This is a genomic window from Qipengyuania aquimaris, from assembly GCF_009827445.1.
Classification (GTDB): domain Bacteria; phylum Pseudomonadota; class Alphaproteobacteria; order Sphingomonadales; family Sphingomonadaceae; genus Qipengyuania; species Qipengyuania aquimaris.
In genome coordinates, this window is record NZ_WTYI01000001.1 from 2,022,584 (window position 1) to 2,040,070 (window position 17,487).

At 63.4% G+C, this 17,487-nt stretch carries 11 protein-coding genes; 5 read left to right on the top strand and 6 right to left on the bottom strand.

The features are described 5' to 3' along the window. Positions 1-109: 109 nt before the first annotated feature. Positions 110-1,687 (top strand): L-aspartate oxidase, encoded by a 1,578-nt coding sequence (nadB, locus tag GRI34_RS09915; protein ID WP_160595784.1) that lies wholly within the window; start codon positions 110-112, stop codon positions 1,685-1,687. 9 nt (positions 1,688-1,696) lie between these two features. Here nadB and GRI34_RS09920 read toward each other — a convergent pair whose 3' ends face one another. After that, positions 1,697-2,083 carry a PilZ domain-containing protein gene (locus GRI34_RS09920; RefSeq protein WP_160595785.1) on the bottom strand — a complete coding sequence of 129 codons (387 nt, stop codon included), beginning with the start codon at positions 2,081-2,083 and terminating at the stop codon, positions 1,697-1,699. 166 nt (positions 2,084-2,249) lie between these two features. Between GRI34_RS09920 and GRI34_RS09925 the strand changes: the two genes are divergently transcribed. Then, positions 2,250-3,146, top strand: a complete 897-nt coding sequence (locus tag GRI34_RS09925) for an alpha/beta fold hydrolase (protein ID WP_160595786.1) — start codon at positions 2,250-2,252, stop codon at positions 3,144-3,146. Position 3,147: 1 nt separating this feature from the next. Here the strand turns inward: GRI34_RS09925 and GRI34_RS09930 are convergent, their stop codons facing one another. Continuing rightward, positions 3,148-4,533: an L-serine ammonia-lyase gene (locus tag GRI34_RS09930; protein WP_160595787.1), complete on the bottom strand. Its 1,386-nt coding sequence runs from the start codon at positions 4,531-4,533 to the stop codon at positions 3,148-3,150. 128 nt (positions 4,534-4,661) lie between these two features. Here GRI34_RS09930 and gyrB point away from each other — a divergent pair, with 128 nt between their 5' ends. Together gyrB and GRI34_RS09940 are read left to right on the top strand one after the other, a co-directional pair. Then, positions 4,662-7,202 (top strand): DNA topoisomerase (ATP-hydrolyzing) subunit B, encoded by a 2,541-nt coding sequence (gene gyrB, locus GRI34_RS09935; protein ID WP_160595788.1) that lies wholly within the window; start codon positions 4,662-4,664, stop codon positions 7,200-7,202. A gap of 19 nt (positions 7,203-7,221) precedes the next feature. Next, positions 7,222-8,301, top strand: coding sequence for an AI-2E family transporter (locus GRI34_RS09940; RefSeq protein WP_160595789.1), 1,080 nt, complete (start codon positions 7,222-7,224; stop codon positions 8,299-8,301). Here the strand turns inward: GRI34_RS09940 and GRI34_RS09945 are convergent. From GRI34_RS09945 to mtnP, 4 genes are all read right to left on the bottom strand, one after another. Next, positions 8,298-8,825, bottom strand: a complete 528-nt coding sequence (locus GRI34_RS09945) for a hypothetical protein (RefSeq protein WP_160595790.1) — start codon at positions 8,823-8,825, stop codon at positions 8,298-8,300. The genes GRI34_RS09940 and GRI34_RS09945 overlap by 4 nt on opposite strands. A 47-nt stretch (positions 8,826-8,872) precedes the next feature. Then, the gene (putA, locus tag GRI34_RS09950; RefSeq protein WP_160595791.1) at positions 8,873-12,010 is read right to left on the bottom strand and encodes a bifunctional proline dehydrogenase/L-glutamate gamma-semialdehyde dehydrogenase PutA; all 3,138 of its coding nucleotides are present in this window, start codon (positions 12,008-12,010) and stop codon (positions 8,873-8,875) included. Positions 12,011-12,097: 87 nt separating this feature from the next. Beyond that, complete coding sequence (gene glpD, locus GRI34_RS09955; protein WP_160595792.1) at positions 12,098-13,585, bottom strand: glycerol-3-phosphate dehydrogenase; 1,488 nt, start codon at positions 13,583-13,585, stop codon at positions 12,098-12,100. Beyond that, entirely contained in the window at positions 13,582-14,454 is an 873-nt protein-coding gene (mtnP, locus tag GRI34_RS09960) for an S-methyl-5'-thioadenosine phosphorylase (protein WP_160595793.1), read from the bottom strand. Before mtnP ends, glpD begins: the two co-directional genes overlap by 4 nt. A 267-nt stretch (positions 14,455-14,721) precedes the next feature. Between mtnP and GRI34_RS09965 the strand changes: the two genes are divergently transcribed. Next, positions 14,722-17,487 carry a phosphoenolpyruvate carboxylase gene (locus GRI34_RS09965; protein ID WP_160596484.1) on the top strand — a complete coding sequence of 922 codons (2,766 nt, stop codon included), beginning with the start codon at positions 14,722-14,724 and terminating at the stop codon, positions 17,485-17,487.

Genomic DNA, 17,487 nt, shown 5'->3' on the forward strand with positions numbered 1-17,487 from the left:
CCTGCCCCTGTCGATTCGGGCCATAACGCGCTGTTAGCCATGGTTAACCCGGTTTTCGCCGAATCGTTCTCTGCTTGCCGCATGGCGATTGCATGGGCATGACGCGGGCATGACACACGACGTTCTCGTCATCGGTTCCGGTGCTGCCGGACTGACCGCCGCACTCGAACTGGCAGAGCACAAAAAGGTGCTCGTCCTCGCCAAGGGCAAGCTGACCAGCGGGTCGACCGCCTGGGCCCAAGGCGGCATCGCGGCCGTGCTGGATGCGGGCGACACCTTCGACGACCACATCCGCGACACGATGGTCGCGGGCGGCGGCCTGAATGACCAAGAGACGGTGGAATTCGTGATCGAGCGGGCGCCAAAGGCGATCGACCGCCTGTGCGAACTGGGCGTGCCCTTTAATCGCGAGGAAGGCGATCTGCACCTCACTCGCGAGGGAGGGCATTCGCATCGCCGCATCGTCCATGTAAACGATGCGACCGGCTGGGCCGTCCAGGCCGCCCTTCTCAAGGCGGCGGAAGAAAATCCCAACATCACCCTTCTGCCGAACCAGAGCTGCGTCGACCTGGTGACCGGCCGCAACCAGAAGGACTATTCCGGATCGGGCCGGGTCTGGGGCGCCTATGCGCTGGACGAGGAAAGCGGCAAGGTCGTCACCCACCTCGCGCGGGCAACCGTTCTTGCAGCAGGTGGCGCAGGCCGCGTCTACCTGTTCTCGACCGCTCCGCGCGGTGCGACGGGGGACGGGATCGCCATGGCATGGCGAGCCGGAGCGCGGGTCTCCAACATGGAGATGATGCAATTTCACCCGACCTGCCTTTACAATCTGGACGTGAAGAACTTCCTCATCACTGAGGCTGTGCGCGGCGAAGGCGGACGCCTGTTCAACCCGGTCACGGGTGAGCGCTACATGAAAAAATACGACGCCCAGCGCATGGAGCTGGCGCCGCGCGATATCGTGGCGCGCGCAAACGACGACCAGATCAAGCGCTATGGTCTCGACTACGTCCATCTCGACATCAGCCACCAGCCGCCGGAATTCGTGAAAGAACATTTCCCGACGATCCATGAAAAGCTGCTCGGGCTAGGCATCGACATGACGAAGGGGCCGATCCCCGTCGTCCCGGCGCAGCATTACACCTGCGGCGGCGTGAAGGTCGATCTCGATGCACGCACAGACTTGCCCGGCCTCTGGGCGGCGGGCGAATGCACCGAGAGCGGGCTCCACGGCGCCAATCGCCTCGCCTCGAACAGCCTGCTCGAATGCTTCGTTTTCGGCGAAGCCGCGGCGAAGGATATCCTGTTGTGCTGGGACAAGCTGGACGATCCGCCAGAAATCCTGCCGTGGGATGAAAGCCGTGTGACGGATTCGGACGAAGAAGTCGTGATCAAGCAGAACTGGACCGAAATCCGCCGGTTCATGTGGAACTACGTCGGGATCGTGCGCACTACGAAACGGCTCGAACGTGCGGCCCATCGCATTCGCCTGCTGCGCGACGAGGTGGAGGATTATTACGGCCACTTCCGCGTGACCACCGACCTCATCGAGCTGCGCAACCTGCTCGAATGCGCGAATTTGATCGTGACGAGCGCGCTGAAGCGGCAGGAAAGCCGCGGCCTGCATTTCACGCTGGATTATCCGGAAACCGACCCGATTGCGCGGGACACCGTTCTCGTTCCCTGAGGTCTGCTCTTATTCGGGCGGTGCAACCGTGCGTGGATCCAGCGGCGGAAGCACCCTGCCGAACCCGTCGACATTGGTGTCTTCCGGGACATCTATGCCTTCTGCAAAGCGGAAATAGGCGAGCGTCGCCATTGCGATAGGAGCGTCGAACCTGACGCCTGCGCTGCGCCCCTTTGCCCAGCAGACGATGCCTGATGCCTCCATGTTGTCCATCAGGGAGAGCGTGATGCTTTGCCCGCTTTCGAGACGACCAGGCTCTATATCCTTGAGGCGACATCCGGCGAGGGAGAGGTCGGAGATGCGGCCCTGGCCTTCGAAGCCAGGCGCGCGAAGGGGTATCGTGGAAGACGCATCATAGCGTTCCGCGGCACGCCGCTCCATTAGATTGACCCCCATTTCACAAGCGCAAACCTAGCAAAACGCAGAGAAAAGGCTTGTATGAATACGACTGCGCCGGCCAAAGCGTCCGGCGGCCCGCGGGCGCACGATAGGTTGCAATGGACAACTGCGTCGGGAATGAGGCAGATAGTTGCCAGATTGCACAACGCCGGGAGAGCGCCTGATGCCCAAGACCACTGCAAACGGGATCGAAATCCATTACGAAGAGCACGGTAGGTCGGAAGACCCGGCAATGCTGCTGATCATGGGTTTCGGTGCGCAGTTGACGCTCTGGCCCGACGAGCTGGTCGAAGAGCTGGTCGGTCATGGTTTCCGGGTAATCCGCTACGACAACCGCGACATCGGCCTCAGCCAGAAGTTCGACGGGGTGAAGGCGCCGGGCCTCGTCAAGATGACGCTGATGAGCAAGATCGGCCTTACCCCGCGCGTTCCCTACACGCTGGCCGACATGGCAGCCGACGGAATCGGCCTGCTCGATGCCCTCGGGATCGAGCGTGCGCATATAGTGGGCGCGAGCATGGGCGGGATGATCGCCCAGCACGTCGCGGCCAAATACCCCGACCGCTGCCTGTCATTCACGCAGGTCTTCTCGACGACCGGGAATCCCAAGCTGCCTCCGGCACAGAAGGAAGCGCTGCAGGCGCTGGTGACCCGCCCGAAGAGCGATGCGGAAGAGGAGTTGGTTTCGCACGGCATCATGCTGGCGAGGACGATCGGTTCACCCGGCTATCCCTCGCCCGAAGAGCGGCTGCGCGAGCGGACTCTCACCAGCGTGCGCCGCAGTTTCTATCCGGAAGGACCGACGCGCCACCTGTCCGCCATTGTCGCAGATGGCGACCGCAGCTCCATGCTTGGCGACATCACGGTGCCGACCCTTGTCCTGCATGGGGAGGACGATCCGCTTGTCCCGTGCGAGGGCGGCAAGCATACGGCGGAATGTATTCCTGACGCGCGCCTCAGGACGATACCCGGTTGGGGCCATGACTTGCCGCTTGAACTGGTCGACGAGCTCGCTGGCGAAATCGCCGGTCACGCGAAAGCAGTGGCCGGCGCGGCCTAGATCAGCATTCGATGACGTTGACCGCCAGCCCGCCCTGGCTGGTTTCCTTGTACTTGCTCGACATGTCGAGGCCCGTCTGGCGCATCGTCTCGATCACCTGGTCGAGGCTGACGCAGCCCTCCGCACCGGTCCGGTGAAGGGCGAGGCGCGCAGCATTGACCGCCTTTACCGCGCCGATCGCATTGCGTTCGATACACGGCACCTGCACCAATCCGCCAACAGGATCGCAGGTGAGGCCGAGATTGTGCTCCATCCCGATTTCGGCAGCGCTCGCGACTTGCGGCGGGGTTGCGCCCCATAGCCCGGCCAGCCCCCCGGCCGCCATGGAACAGGCGACACCCACTTCGCCCTGGCAGCCCATTTCAGCACCGGAGATACTGGCGCGCTGCTTGTAGAGGAGGCCGATTGCGCCTGCCGTCAGCAGGAATGTCCTGCGGCTCTCGGTACAGGGCATCTCGTCTGCGGTCTGGCAGTAGAAGCGGATTACCGCAGGGATGATCCCGGCCGCGCCATTGGTCGGCGCGGTGACGACGCGGCCACCCGCAGCATTTTCCTCGTTCACTGCCATGGCATAGCAGTTGAGCCAGTCGAACAACTGTTCGCGCTCGTTCGATTGCGGGTTGGCGGACAGCTTGTCCCACAGGTCGGGCGCGCGTCGTTCTACCTTGAGGCCGCCCGGCAATATCCCGCGCTGCGACAGGCCGCGGTCGATGCACTGATCCATCGCCTGCGCGATCCGGTCGATCCCGGCGAGCGTCTTCTCCCGCGGGCGGAAGGCGTCCTCGTTAGCCAGCACCAGTTCGGCAACGCTCATGCCCGTTGCCTCGCAACTTTCGAGCAGCTCCTTCGCCGATCCGAAATCGAACGGGGCCAGCGTGCCGGTGCTGATCCGGTCGTTCTTGGGCTTGCGCTTCAATTGCGCTTCGCTGGCAACGAAGCCGCCACCGGTCGAATAATAGGTCCGTTCCAGCAGGACCGAGCCGTCGGCGCCCAGCGCTGCCAGCTTCATGCCATTGGGGTGCAGGTCCGGAATGATGTGACCGGCAAGGTCGATGTCCTCGTCGGGATCGAATGCGATCTCGCGCTTTCCGGCAAAGCAAAGGCGCTTGTCCTCGCGCACGGTTTTGAGCGTCGCCTGCGCCTCGTCCGGACAGGTGCGGTCGGGCTTGAAACCGGCGAGACCCAAGATGCTGGCATCGACGGTGCCGTGGCCGACCCCTGTGAGCGCCAGCGATCCCTGCAATTCGACGCTGACATTCGCCACCTCGTCGAGCTTGCCCGATTTGGCGAGCGCACGTGCGAACAGCGCACCGATCCGCATCGGTCCCACCGTGTGGGAGGAAGAGGGACCGATCCCGATCCGGAAGATGTCGAGTACCGAAAGCATGGCGCATGGATGCGCCCAAACTGGTGCAGAATCAACCGGTTTCACTTGAAACCTTCGCTGGCCACGCCTGTGGGTAAATTGGGCTCGAATCCTTTGGTTTTTGCCCCTCCAGAGCCTATATAATGGGCATGGACGAAAACACTCAGGACGCCTCCGGCGCGAAGGGCGAAAAAGCCCGCAATTCCAACGAATATGGCGCAGACTCGATCAAGGTCCTCAAGGGCCTGGACGCGGTGCGCAAACGCCCCGGCATGTACATCGGCGATACCGATGACGGATCGGGCCTGCACCACATGGTTTTCGAGGTGTCGGACAACGCCATCGACGAAGCTCTGGCCGGGCATTGCGACCTGGTGCTGATCGAACTCAACGCCGACGGATCCGTCAGTGTGGAAGACAACGGCCGCGGCATCCCCGTCGGCATGCACAAGGAAGAGGGTGTTTCGGCGGCAGAAGTCATCATGACCCAGCTGCACGCAGGCGGTAAGTTCGAGAACACCTCGGACGACAACGCCTACAAGGTGTCGGGCGGCCTTCACGGCGTGGGCGTATCGGTGGTGAACGCCCTGTCGGAATGGCTGGAACTGGCTATCTGGCGCGACGGCAAGGAACACTGGATGCGCTTCGAACATGGCGAAGCCGTGGAATCGCTGCGTGTCGTGGGCGATGCCCCGCCGGTTGCCAGCAATGGCGACGACGATGGCCTCAAGAAGGGCACCCGCGTCACGTTCAAGGCGTCGGAAGATACCTTCAAGAACGTCATCGAATTCGATTTCGACAAGCTAGAACATCGCTACCGCGAACTCGCCTTCCTTAACTCCGGCGTGCGCATCCTGCTGCGCGACAAGCGGAGCGAGGAAGTCCAGGAACACGACCTGTTCTACGAAGGCGGCATCGCGGCCTTCGTCAAATGGCTCGACCGCAACAAGCAGGCGCTGGTCGCCGAACCGATTTCCGTCAGCGCGGAAAAGGACGGCATCGGCATCGACGTCGCGCTGGAGTGGAACGACAGCTATTACGAAAACGTCCTGTGCTTCACCAACAACATCCCGCAGCGTGACGGCGGCACCCACCTCGCCGCCTTCCGCGCCGCGCTGACGCGTACGCTCAACAATTACGCGCAGGCATCGGGCCTCATGAAGAAGGAAAAGGTCAGCCTGTCCGGCGAGGATATGCGCGAAGGTTTGACCGCGATCGTTTCGGTCAAGCTGCCCGACCCCAAGTTCGGTTCGCAGACCAAGGACAAGCTGGTTTCCTCCGAAGTGCGCCAGCCACTCGAAAGCCTGATGGGCGAAAAGATGACCGAGTGGTTGGAGGAAAATCCCAATGACGCGAAGGCCATCGTCCAGAAGGTGATCGATGCTGCCGCCGCACGCGAAGCCGCGCGCCGCGCCCGCGAAATGAGCCGCAAGGGCGCGATGAGCGTGGCCTCGCTGCCCGGCAAGCTGGCCGACTGCCAAGATCGCAACCCCGAAAACTGCGAACTCTTCCTGGTCGAGGGTGACTCCGCAGGTGGATCGGCCAAGCAGGGCCGCGACCGCAAGACGCAGGCGATCCTTCCGCTGAAGGGCAAGATCCTCAATGTCGAGCGCGCCCGTTTCGACCGGATCATTTCGTCCAAGGAAGTGGGCACGCTGATCCAGGCGATGGGCACGGGCCTGCGCGATGAATTCAACCTGGAGAAGCTGCGCTATCACAAGATCGTGATCATGACCGACGCCGACGTCGACGGTGCGCACATCCGCACGCTGCTGCTTACCTTCTTCCATCGCCAGATGCCGGAAATCGTGAAGGCGGGGCACCTCTTCATCGCCCAGCCGCCGCTCTACAAGGTCGCGCGTGGCAAGAGCGAGGTCTATCTGAAGGACCAGGCCGCCTACGACCGCTACCTGATCGACCAGGGCCTGGCCGGGCACCATCTCGACACCAAGGAAGGTTCGATCCCCGCTGCCGGTATGGGCCAGCTGGTCGAGCACGGCCTGCGCATGCGCAATTTGCTCGCCTTCGTGCCGCGCAAGTACAAGCTCGACCTGATCGAGGCGATGGCGCTGGCTGGCGCGCTCGACCCCGACGGCGATCGCGGGGCCGGTCTCGACCGCGCCGCCGCACACCTCCAGATGGGCGATCCCGAAGCGAAATGGTCGGCGGAAACGGGTGAGGACGGCATGGTGCGTTTCTTCCGCCTGTGGCGCGGCGTCACCGATGTGCGCGAGATCGAGCCCGCCTTCATGGAAAGCGCAGAGGCCCGCAAGCTTCACCGCGTCGCCGGAGAGCACGCTGAAGTTTACGGTGCGCCCGTTCGCCTCGTTAAGGGCGACAGCGGCGAGGCCGAGCCGGTCGATCCGGAAAGCGCCGACGAGACGGACGCCGATGCGCCCGCCTTCATCGACGACAGTGCGATCACTCTGCCCACGCAATTGCTCGACGCCGTCATGGCCGCGGGCCGAAAGGGCCAGAAGATCCAGCGCTACAAGGGCCTTGGCGAAATGAACGCCGAGCAGCTGTGGGAAACCACGCTCGATCCGGACAACCGCGCGTTGCTGCAGGTCAAGGTCGAGGATGCGGACGTGACCGACGAGATCTTCACGCGCCTGATGGGCGATGTGGTCGAGCCGCGCCGCGAATTCATCCAGGCGAACGCGCTCAACGTCGCCAACCTCGACGTCTGACGACAAGGGGCAGGACGGGATGGAGGCGCAACGCGGCAAGGCAATCGAACAGGGCGGGTTCCTGCTGTTCCTCGGCCTGATCACACTGGCCTTGCTGGTCGTCGTCCTGCCGTTCCTCCAGCCCATGCTCTGGGCTGCGCTGGCGGCAATCATGTTCCAGCCCTTGTTACGCTGGTTCCTTGCGCGCCTGCCAGGCCGCGACAGCCTGGCGGCGTCCTTGACCCTGCTGGTCATTTTCGTCGCCGTCATCCTGCCCGCATTCTGGATCGGCAGCGAGGTGGTCGACGAGGCGGCAGGCCTGGTGGTCGCTTTCCAGCAAGGCCGTATCGACGTGGCCGACTGGTTCGAACAGGTCTTCGGCGCGCTTCCCGCAAACATCCAGGCATCGCTAAGCGAATCCGGCTTCGGCGACCTCACTGCCCTGCAAGAGCGGGCGCAGGAGTTCGCGCAGGACAGTCTCGGACTGATCGCGCAGCAGGCGATCGCATTCGGCGGGAGCGTGTTCGGTTACGTGCTTGCCTTCGCAGTAGGCCTCTACGTCAGTTTCTTCCTGCTGCGCGATGGCAAGGAAATCAGCAGGACTATCCTGCGCGCCCTGCCCTTCGATCAGTCCATTTCAGAGCGCCTGGCCGAAAGGTTTCTCGGCATCGTACGGGCCACGATCAAGGGCTCCATCGTCGTGGGGCTGGTGCAGGGTGCGCTGGGTGCGATCACCTTCTGGGTCGTCGGCATGCCGTCGGTCCTGCTGTTCGGGGTAATCATGGCCATCGCCTCGCTGCTCCCGGCGGTCGGCCCGGCAATCGTCTGGGTTCCGGCTGCGATCTACCTGCTGGCAACCGGAGCGATCTGGGAAGGCGTGGTCGTGATCATATCGGGCGTCGCGCTGATCGGTATGATCGACAATATCCTGCGCCCCATCCTCGTCGGGCGCGACACGGGCATTCCGGACTGGCTGATCCTTGTTTCGACGCTGGGCGGCATCGCCCTCGCGGGGCTGTCCGGGATTGTCATCGGGCCACTCGTCGTCGGCCTATTCCTTGCCGGATGGGGCATCCTGAGCGAGCAACGTGCGGCTGCGGCGGCTACCGCGACATCCTAGTCGATAGTTGCGGCGCCAAGCTTAGGATTAAGCGCGCTGATGTGGTTCAGCCATTTCTTCGGGCGGCGTAGCATCTTGTCGGGATATTCTATCGTCAGCCCCAGAATGCGGCCGATCTCCCCTACGAAATGGATGCAATTACGCGTGTCCAGATCATAGAATTTGCCCGGGGCATCGCGCCACTCGGAAACCAGCCTCTTCACTTTCCGGTACTGTGCATCGGTCATCTGAAGAGTGAAATGGCGGTTCGTCTTGGTCAGCCATTTCTCTTTTTCCGTCATCACGATGTGTTCGACTGGACCGCGCAATACCGCGGGCGTCGCGCGCTTGGCGGAAAACCCGAAATTCTCCTTCACGGTCGTGCCGTCTTCCAGCGTCCCCGACATGGACACGAATGTGTGCGGGTAGCGCCCGGCGAAGACCGAGCCGTTGAAGGAGTGGAACGTGATCTCGACCGCCGCCGCGGCCATCGATGACCAGGCGAGCGCGAAGAGGACGATGAAATTCCGGAGGGTGCGAACCATGGCGCGCTTCTAACGCGGCACGCCATGGGTTCGCAAGCACCCCTGCGTCAGCTCGCCAGCAGCGTGGCGTTGCCTCCGGCTGCAGTAGTGTCGATGCACACGACGCGCTCGGTCGCAAAGCGCGCGACATAGTGCGGGCCGCCTGCCTTCGGGCCGGTGCCCGACAAGCCCTCGCCCCCGAACGGCTGGCTTTCCACCACGGCGCCGATCTGGTTGCGATTGACGTAGAAATTGCCGACCTTCGCGCGCGCCTCGACGAAGGCGCGGGTGTCGTCATTGCGGCTGTGCAGGCCCATGGTTAGGCCGAAGCCGGTGGCATTGATCTCTTCGACCACGCGTCCGAGATCGCTCGATTTGTAGCGAACGACATGCAGGACTGGGCCGAAGTTCTCGCGTTTGAGGTCGAGGATCGAATCGATCTCGATAATCGTCGGGGCGACGAAGCACCCGGCATTGGCCCCGCGATGCAACCGGCGGCGCCAGACTGGCATTCCGCCTTTCTTGCGCCGTGCGACGTGGCGCTCGAGCGCGGCCTTGGCATCGGGATCGATGACCGGGCCGACATCGGTCGACAGATTCTCCGGATTGCCGATGGTCAGCGCTTCGAAGGCGCCGCGGATCATTGCCAGCATCTCGTCGTAGACCTCGTCCTGAATGTGCAGGACACGCAGGGCGGAGCAGCGCTGGCCCGCGCTCTGGAAGGCTGAGGCTACGACATCGCGGGTGACCTGTTCGGGCAGCGCGGTGGAATCGACGATCATCGCGTTCTGGCCGCCGGTCTCGGCAATGAAAGTGGCGATCGGTCCGTCGCGCGCGGCGAGGCTGCGGTTGATGGCCTGTGCGGTCTGGGTCGAGCCGGTAAAGGCAACGCCTGCGATACGCGGATCGGAAGTGATGAATTCACCAACGTCGCCTGCACCTGGCAGCAACTGGAAGGCTTCTTCGGGAATGCCCGCTTCGTGGCACAGCCTGACGGCAAGCGCTGCAATCAGCGGGGTCTGTTCCGCCGGCTTGGCGACCACCGTATTGCCGGCGGCAAGAGCAGCGGCGGCGGGGCCGATGAAGATAGCCAGCGGGAAGTTCCACGGGCTGATCGTGGCAAAGACGCCGCGACCGGCCAGCGTCAGGCGATTCTCCTCGCCTGTTGGCCCGGGCAGCGGCATCGAGCTTTCGAAAAGGCGCCGCGCCTCCCCTGCGTAATAGCGCAGGAAGTCAACCGCTTCGCGCAGTTCGAGAATGGCGTCCTGCAGGGTCTTGCCGGCCTCGCGCTGGCACAGTGATAGGAATTCGTCCGTGTGCTCCTCGAACAGGTCGGCTGCTTCCTCCAGCAGTAGGGCCCTGCGTTCACCGCCCAGCGCATTCCAGCCATGCTGGATCCGCTCGGCACGCGTGATAGCTTCCTCCACTTCGAAATCGAGCGTATCGCGTCGCGTACCGACCTCTGCCGTGAGGTCGTGCGGCTTGTTGATCGGGGCGATTTCCGCATCCGCACCCGAAGCAAAGGTCGGCTCTGCATGCCAGTGCCGCGATTCCAGTTCGTGCAGCCGGTCGAGCAGCGGTTCGCGCTCCAGCGGGTCGGACAGGTCGATCCCTGCCGAATTCCTGCGGTTGGGAAAGATGTCTGCCGGAAGCGGGATCGCCGGATTGCGATACGGCTCGAGCTCGAGCAGGTCCGCGCAGGGATCGGTGACCAGTTCGGACACCGGCACCTCGGCATCGGCCATGCGGTTCACGAAGGACGAATTCGCACCGTTTTCAAGGAGGCGGCGCACCAGATAGGCGAGCAGATCCTTATGCGTTCCCGTAGGCGCATAGATCCGGACATTCGTCTTCCGATTGCCCTCGACCTGGGCCAGCGCGCCGTAGACGTCTTCGCCCATGCCGTGCAGCCGCTGGAATTCAAACCTTTTGGGTCCGGCGAGCGCTTTCACGGCACCGATGGTATAGGCGTTGTGCGTGGCGAAAGCCGGATAGATGACGTCGTCTGCCGCCAGCAGCTTGTCGGCACAGGCAAGATAGCTGACGTCGGTCGCCAGCTTGCGGGTGAAAACCGGAAAGTCGGTAAATCCGCCGACGTGGCTGAGCTTGATTTCCGTGTCCCAATACGCGCCCTTCACCAGCCTGACGAAGAAACGGCGGTCGTACTTGCGGGCGAGGCGCGCAACCCATGCGCACATCGGCACGCCGCGCTTCTGGTAGGCCTGGATGGCAAGGCCGAAGCCCTCGTAGCGCGAGCCGTCTGGGCGCGTGAACAGGTCATCGTCGCGCACAAGGGCTTCGATGATATCCATCGACAGCTCCAGACGGTCCGCCTCTTCGGCATCGATGGTGAAATGGATATTGGCATCGCGCGCCTTGACGATCAGCGAGCGCAGCATCGGCAGCAGGCCGCTGATGGCGAGGTCCGCATGCAGGAAGGTATATTTCGGATGCAGCGCCGACAGCTTGACCGAAATGCCGGGCGAAGTGGCAAGATCGCCTGTCGCCTCGCGGGCCAGCCGGTCGATCGCGCGCTCGTAGCTGGCGCGATAGCGTTCCGCATCGGCATAGGTCATCGCCGCTTCGCCGAGCATGTCGAAGCTGTGGGTCAGGCCCTTGGCGCGTTCGGGTGCAGCGCGCTTGAGCGATTCCTCGATCGTGCGGCCGTAAACGAACTGGCCGCCAAGGATTTTCATTGCCTGCAGCGTCGCCTTGCGGATGACCGGTTCACCCAGCCGCGTAACCGCCCCCTTGAGCGTGCGGCGCATGCCCTTTTGCGCTTCCTCGGGCCGTTCCAGCACTTCGCCGGTCAGCATCAACGAAAAGGTCGCTGCGTTGACGAATGTCGACGAGCTTTCACCGAGATGTTCCGACCAGTCGATATCGCCGATCTTGTCGCGGATCAGCGCATCCGCCGTCGGCGCATCGGGTACGCGCAGGAGCGCTTCGGCAAGGCACATCAGCGCCACACCCTCTTCGGTGGCCAGCCCGTACTGGTGCAGGAACGCGTCGATCCCGCTCGCCTTCTGGCGCCGGGCGCCTTCGATCAGCCGTGCAGCTAATTCCGCAGCCTCGTCATGCTTCGCGCTGGCGGGAGCGGCCTGGGTCAGGCGTTCGGCGACACAGGCGTTCTCTTCTGCGCGATAGGCCTCGCGCAGCGACTGGCGGGAAATGGACTGGGGGCGGATTGGATCGTGCAGGGCCATGCGACTCCGAAAGTGACAAAGGGATTTAACCCCCGCCACTTGGACCCGAGCACCCGCGCTTTCAAGCTTTGTGAACCGCAGGGCGCCTCAGGAGCGCGACGAGAACCATTCCCTTACGGATTCTTGCGTTTCGTCGGACAAATGCAGGCCAAGCTTGCTCCGGCGCCACAAGACGTCCTCGGCAGAGCGGGCATATTCGCAGTCGACGAGATAGCGCATTTCCGCCTCGTAGAGATCGCCACCCAAATGCGCGCCAAGCTCCTCGAGGCTTAGTGCATCGCAGAGGACGCGATCGATCCGGGTCCCGTAGGCCCGTGCCAGCCGCAAGAGCATTTCCGGCGGGACCCAGCTGAAGCGGTCGCTCGCTTTCCAGAGGAACCTGGCAAAGTCACCTTTTTCGATGTCGCCGCCAGGAAGGGGCGCGTGTGCGGTCCAGCCCTGCGAAGGGATTTCGGCGTGGTCGGCAAGCTTTTCGAGCGCGTGTTCTGCCAGCTTGCGATAGGTCGTGATCTTGCCGCCATAGACCGACAGGATTGGCGCCCCGCCCTCGGCGTCGATCTCGAAGACATAGTCGCGCGTCACCGTGGAATTGGACTTGGCATTGTCCTCATAGAGCGGCCGAACGCCCGAATAGGTGTGCACGATATCCTCTTCGGTGATCCCGCTCCTGAGATAGCGGGTCGCCGCCTCACGCAGATATTCGCGTTCTTCCGCGAAGATCTCGACATGATCTAGGTCGCCTTCGTACAGCAGGTCCGTCGTCCCGATCAGTGTGAAATCGCGTTCGTAAGGAATGGCGAAGACGATCCGGTCATCGGCCTGCTGGAATATATAAGCATGGTCGCCGGAGTAGGCGCGGGGCACTATGATGTGGCTCCCTTTCACCAGCCGCAGGTGCGCCGGCGTTCCTTCGCCAAGCGCGGACTTGGCAACCTTGTCCACGAAGGGACCGGCGGCGTTCACTACCGCCTTGGCCTCCACCACACGCTCGCCGTCGGACCCGCCCAAAGTGGCGACCCAATGGTCGGCCTTGCGATCCAGTGCGGTGCATTCGGTTCGCGTCCACACCTTCGCGCCGCGCTCTTCCGCATCCATTGCGGTAAGGACGACAAGGCGGGAATCCTCCACCCAGCAATCCGAATATTCGAAGCCGCTGGTCAGGTGATCCTGCAGGATCGCGCGATGCGGCGGATCGCGCAGGTCCACCTTGTGCGAGCCCGGCAGCGTCTTTCGCCCGCCAAGGCGGTCGTAAAGGAACAGGCCCGCACGCAGCATCCACTTCGGCCGCATACCGGGCTCGTGCGGCAGGACGAAACGCAGCGGCCAGATGATATGTGGTGCATTCGCGAGCAGCACTTCGCGTTCACGCAGGCTTTCGGCCACCAGCCTGAATTCGTAATGTTCGAGATAGCGCAGGCCGCCATGGACGAGCTTGGTGCTGGCCGACGACGTGTGCGAGGCCAGGTCGTCCTTCTCGACCAGCGCGACCGACAGGCCGCGCCCTGCGGCATCGCGGGCGATACCGGCCCCGTTGATGCCGCCGCCGATTACAAGGAGGTCGAAGCGTTCGCTCATCGTGCGCGGAAAAGCCGTCCTGCCACCGCGTCGAGCTTGGCCATCAATTCCCTGTCGTGCTGGTCGGGCGACGTAATCACCGCATCGTCGAGCGCGCGGTCGATCGGCGAGGGACTGCGCTTTTTCGGCAGGCCCTTGCAGAATGCCACCAGCGCCTTCTTGGCCAATTCCGAATTCTTCTGCATCTGGGCGACGATTTCCGCGACGTCGACAGTCGCCTCGTCATCGCGCCAGCTATCCCAGTCTGTCACCATCGCGAGCAGCGCATAGGGCAGCTCTGCTTCGCGCGCGAGTTTGGCCTCGGGCATGCCGGTCATGCCGATCACCTCTGCCCCCCAATGGCGGTAGAGCTTGCTTTCCGCGCGGGTGGAGAATTGCGGGCCTTCCATCGCGAGATATGTCGCGCCGGTGGTGACGTCGCCGCCCGATTTCTCGACCGCCTTGCCGATATGTTTCGACAGGCGGCTGCAGACCGGATCGCCGAACGGCACATGCGCGACGAAGCCGTTGTCGAAAAAGGTCGAGGCACGTCCCTTGGTGTTGTCGATGAACTGGTCGACCGTCACGAAGCGGCCCGGAGGCAGCTCTTCCGACAGCGAACCGACCGCGCTGATGGCGAGAATGTCGGTGCAACCCGCCCGCTTCAGCGCGTCGATATTGGCGCGCGCATCGATCCGTCCGGGAATGATCGGGTGGCCGCGTCCGTGGCGCGGCAGGAAGCGGACGCGGACATGGCCGATAGTGCCGCACAGGATCTGGTCGGACGGCTCACCCCATGGCGAGTTGATCTCGATCCATTGTGCGTCTTCAAGCTCGTCGATCGCATAGAGGCCCGACCCGCCGATGATGCCGATGGTCCAATCGCTCATGTATCCATATCCTGTTTCGTGCCCTTCACCGCAAAGCCGGCCCTTGCGGACCTAGCGCGTGAGTGTGCGCGAGCTGTTAACGCCTGGCGATTGGGTGACGAAGGAAAGCGCAGGTGTAAAGGGAGAAGGGCGGAACACCCGCGGACAGTGCGCCGTTACCGATGCGCAAACCTATTCATGGCGCCGCCGGGACCCCGCCCTTGACTCACCGCCCCCTTTTCCCGGCATTTACGCGCCGAAACTCATGTGGAGCGCGCCTTGACCGATCTGTCCCCCCTATCCTTCGACACCCTGGCCGAACGACTGCGCGAACTGCACGCAAGGACGCAGGAAACCCCGCTCTTCAATCCGGTGTTCCAGCTTGCCCATGATCTGTCGCGCAATCTGGAAGCGGGAGAGCTGTCGCTCGAGGATCTGGCGGGACTGATCGAGGAACTGGAAGGACAGGCACTCGAAGTCAGGTCCGATCATTTACGCGACCTCGTGTCGCCCGACAATGCGCCGCAGCGGCTGGATACCTTTTGCAAGGACGCCGAGGATTTCGATGCATTTGCAGCGCATTGGGCCCATCCGCAGCTGCATGTCGTCTTTACCGCGCACCCGACCTTCCTGCTTCCGCCGGGACAGACCGCCGCCGTCGCCAAGGCCGCCGGCGAAGGCTTGAAGGTGGGCCACCCGGATGGCGAACGTGCGCAGATCACGCTCGATTACGAACATGGCGAGGCGATGTCCGCGCTGGCACACGCCCAGGAAGCCCGCGACCGGATCGTGACTTCGCTTTACGCCTGCGCGGCCAAGAAATGGCCCAAGCGCTGGCGCGAATTGCAGCCGCTGCCATACCATTTCGCCAGCTGGGTCGGCTATGACATGGACGGGCGCACGGATATCAAGTGGTACACCTCGATCCGCTTCCGCCTGTCCGAAAAGGCACAGCGATTGGGCCGCTATGCCGACCAGCTCGCCGCAATCGATTCCGATCATTCGCTCGTCGCCACCCTGCGTGCGGCACAGGCCCACACGCTGCGCAGCGCGGAAGACTTCGCGGGCGACCTGACCGACCCGAAAGACCTGTCGGAGGCTGCCAATCGCCTGACCGCCGACCATGACGACAAGCTCTTGTCGCTGACCCCGATCATCGAACAGCTGGAGAGCGAAGCGGCAGACGAGGCGACCGAGGAAGCAATCGCCTTCAAGACGCTGGCCGCCGCCATGCGCGCCGATGGCCTCGGCATGGGCCACATCCACTTCCGCGTGAATGCAAAGCAGCTTCATAACGCCATTCGCACGCGGATCGACAATGGCGAGGAACTGGACCTCGGCAGCCAGGGCGCGCTGGGCGCTCTGCGCGACCTGCTCGCCAAGGCCAAGCCGCTCTCGGCCAATTTCGCCTCACTCGCGATCGAAAGTTCGACCGCGGTACGCCAGTTCCTCGCCATGGCGCAGATCCTCAAGCACGTGGACGCCGATGCGCCGATCCGCATGCTGGTGGCGGAATGCGAACAGCCCGCGACCGTGCTCTCGGCGCTCTATTTTGCACGCCTCTTCGGCATCGAGAACAAGGTCGATGTATCGCCCCTGTTCGAGACCGAAAGTGCGCTGGAACATGGCGGCCGTTTCCTCGACGCCCTGCTCGCGGAGGAAGCCTATCGAGACTATGCGCGCCTGCGCGGCAGGGTCGCGATCCAGACCGGCTTTTCCGATGCGGGCCGTTTCGTCGGGCAGATCCCTGCCAGCCTCGCAATCGAACGCCTGCAGGGCCGCCTTGCCGAAGCGATGGCCGCCAATGGCCTGACCGATGTCGCCGCGCTCGTCTTCAACACCCATGGCGAAGGCATGGGGCGCGGCGCGCATCCGGCCAGCTTCAAGGACCGCCTCGAATGGCCAATGAGCCCCTGGGCGCGCCGCCGGTTTGCGCGCGCGAATATCCGGCTCGAGCCCGAGGCAAGCTTCCAGGGCGGTGACGGCTACCTGTTCTTCTCGACCCCCGAACTGGCGCTGGCGACGCTTTCCGAAATTGCCGAGCGGGCGCCGGCCACGGCGGACCTGGAAGCGCCGACCGACCCCTTCTATCGCCGGACCGACCTCAGCCTCGACTTCTACCGGGCGGTGAAGGACCACCAGCAGGAGCACCTGGAAAGCCGGACCTACAGCCGGGCGATCACCGCTTTCGGCCTGGGTCTGCTCAATTCAACCGGCAGCCGCGTGTCGCGCCGCCAGAGCGATCTCAACGCCGACCGAGAGATGAGCCTGCGGCAGATCCGCGCGATCCCGCACAACGCCATTCTCCAGCAATTAGGCTATCCGGTGAATATCATTGCCGGTGTCGGTAGCGCGGCCGAAAGCAATTACGAGGACATCGCAGAGTTGCTGCGCGAAAGTCCGCGCGGCCGCCAGATCATGCGCCTCGTGCGCGCCTCCAACGCGCTGGCCAGCATCAAGACGGTGGCGGCATATGGCGAGCTGTTCAATTCCGCCTACTGGGCGAGCCGCCCCTATCGCGGGACGGAAGACCATCTCTCGCGCGCATGCGAGTCCCTGGCGGAGTACCTCATCCAGGACGATCGCAACGGCGTTTTCAGGCGTCTTGCCTCGCGCCTGCGGGTCGATGCGCTCAAGCTTCATCGCCTGTTCGATCTCGTGCCGGACGAAGAGCCGCATCCCGAGCGTGAGCACACGCGCCGCATGATCGGCGTGCTCCAGGCAGTTCGGCTCGCGCTCATGCAGCACATGTTCCTCAAGATCGTCTCGGTCCCGGTATTCAGCCGCGCAAACGACATCAGCCGGACCGACGTACTGGAGATGGTCTTCACCTTGCGCGTCGACGAAGCGCTGGCTCAGCTGCGCCGCGCCTATCCGACCAGCTTCCCGCGCAAGACCGATTTCGCGATGGACGAAGGCGGTGAATACCCGCGCGGAACCGGCGAGGGGTATGACGCAATCAGGGCCAATTACATCGACCCGATCGAAGATGCGCACAATCTATCGCTGCGCATCTCGACCGCGATCGCAAACCTGTTCGGCGCTCACGGATAA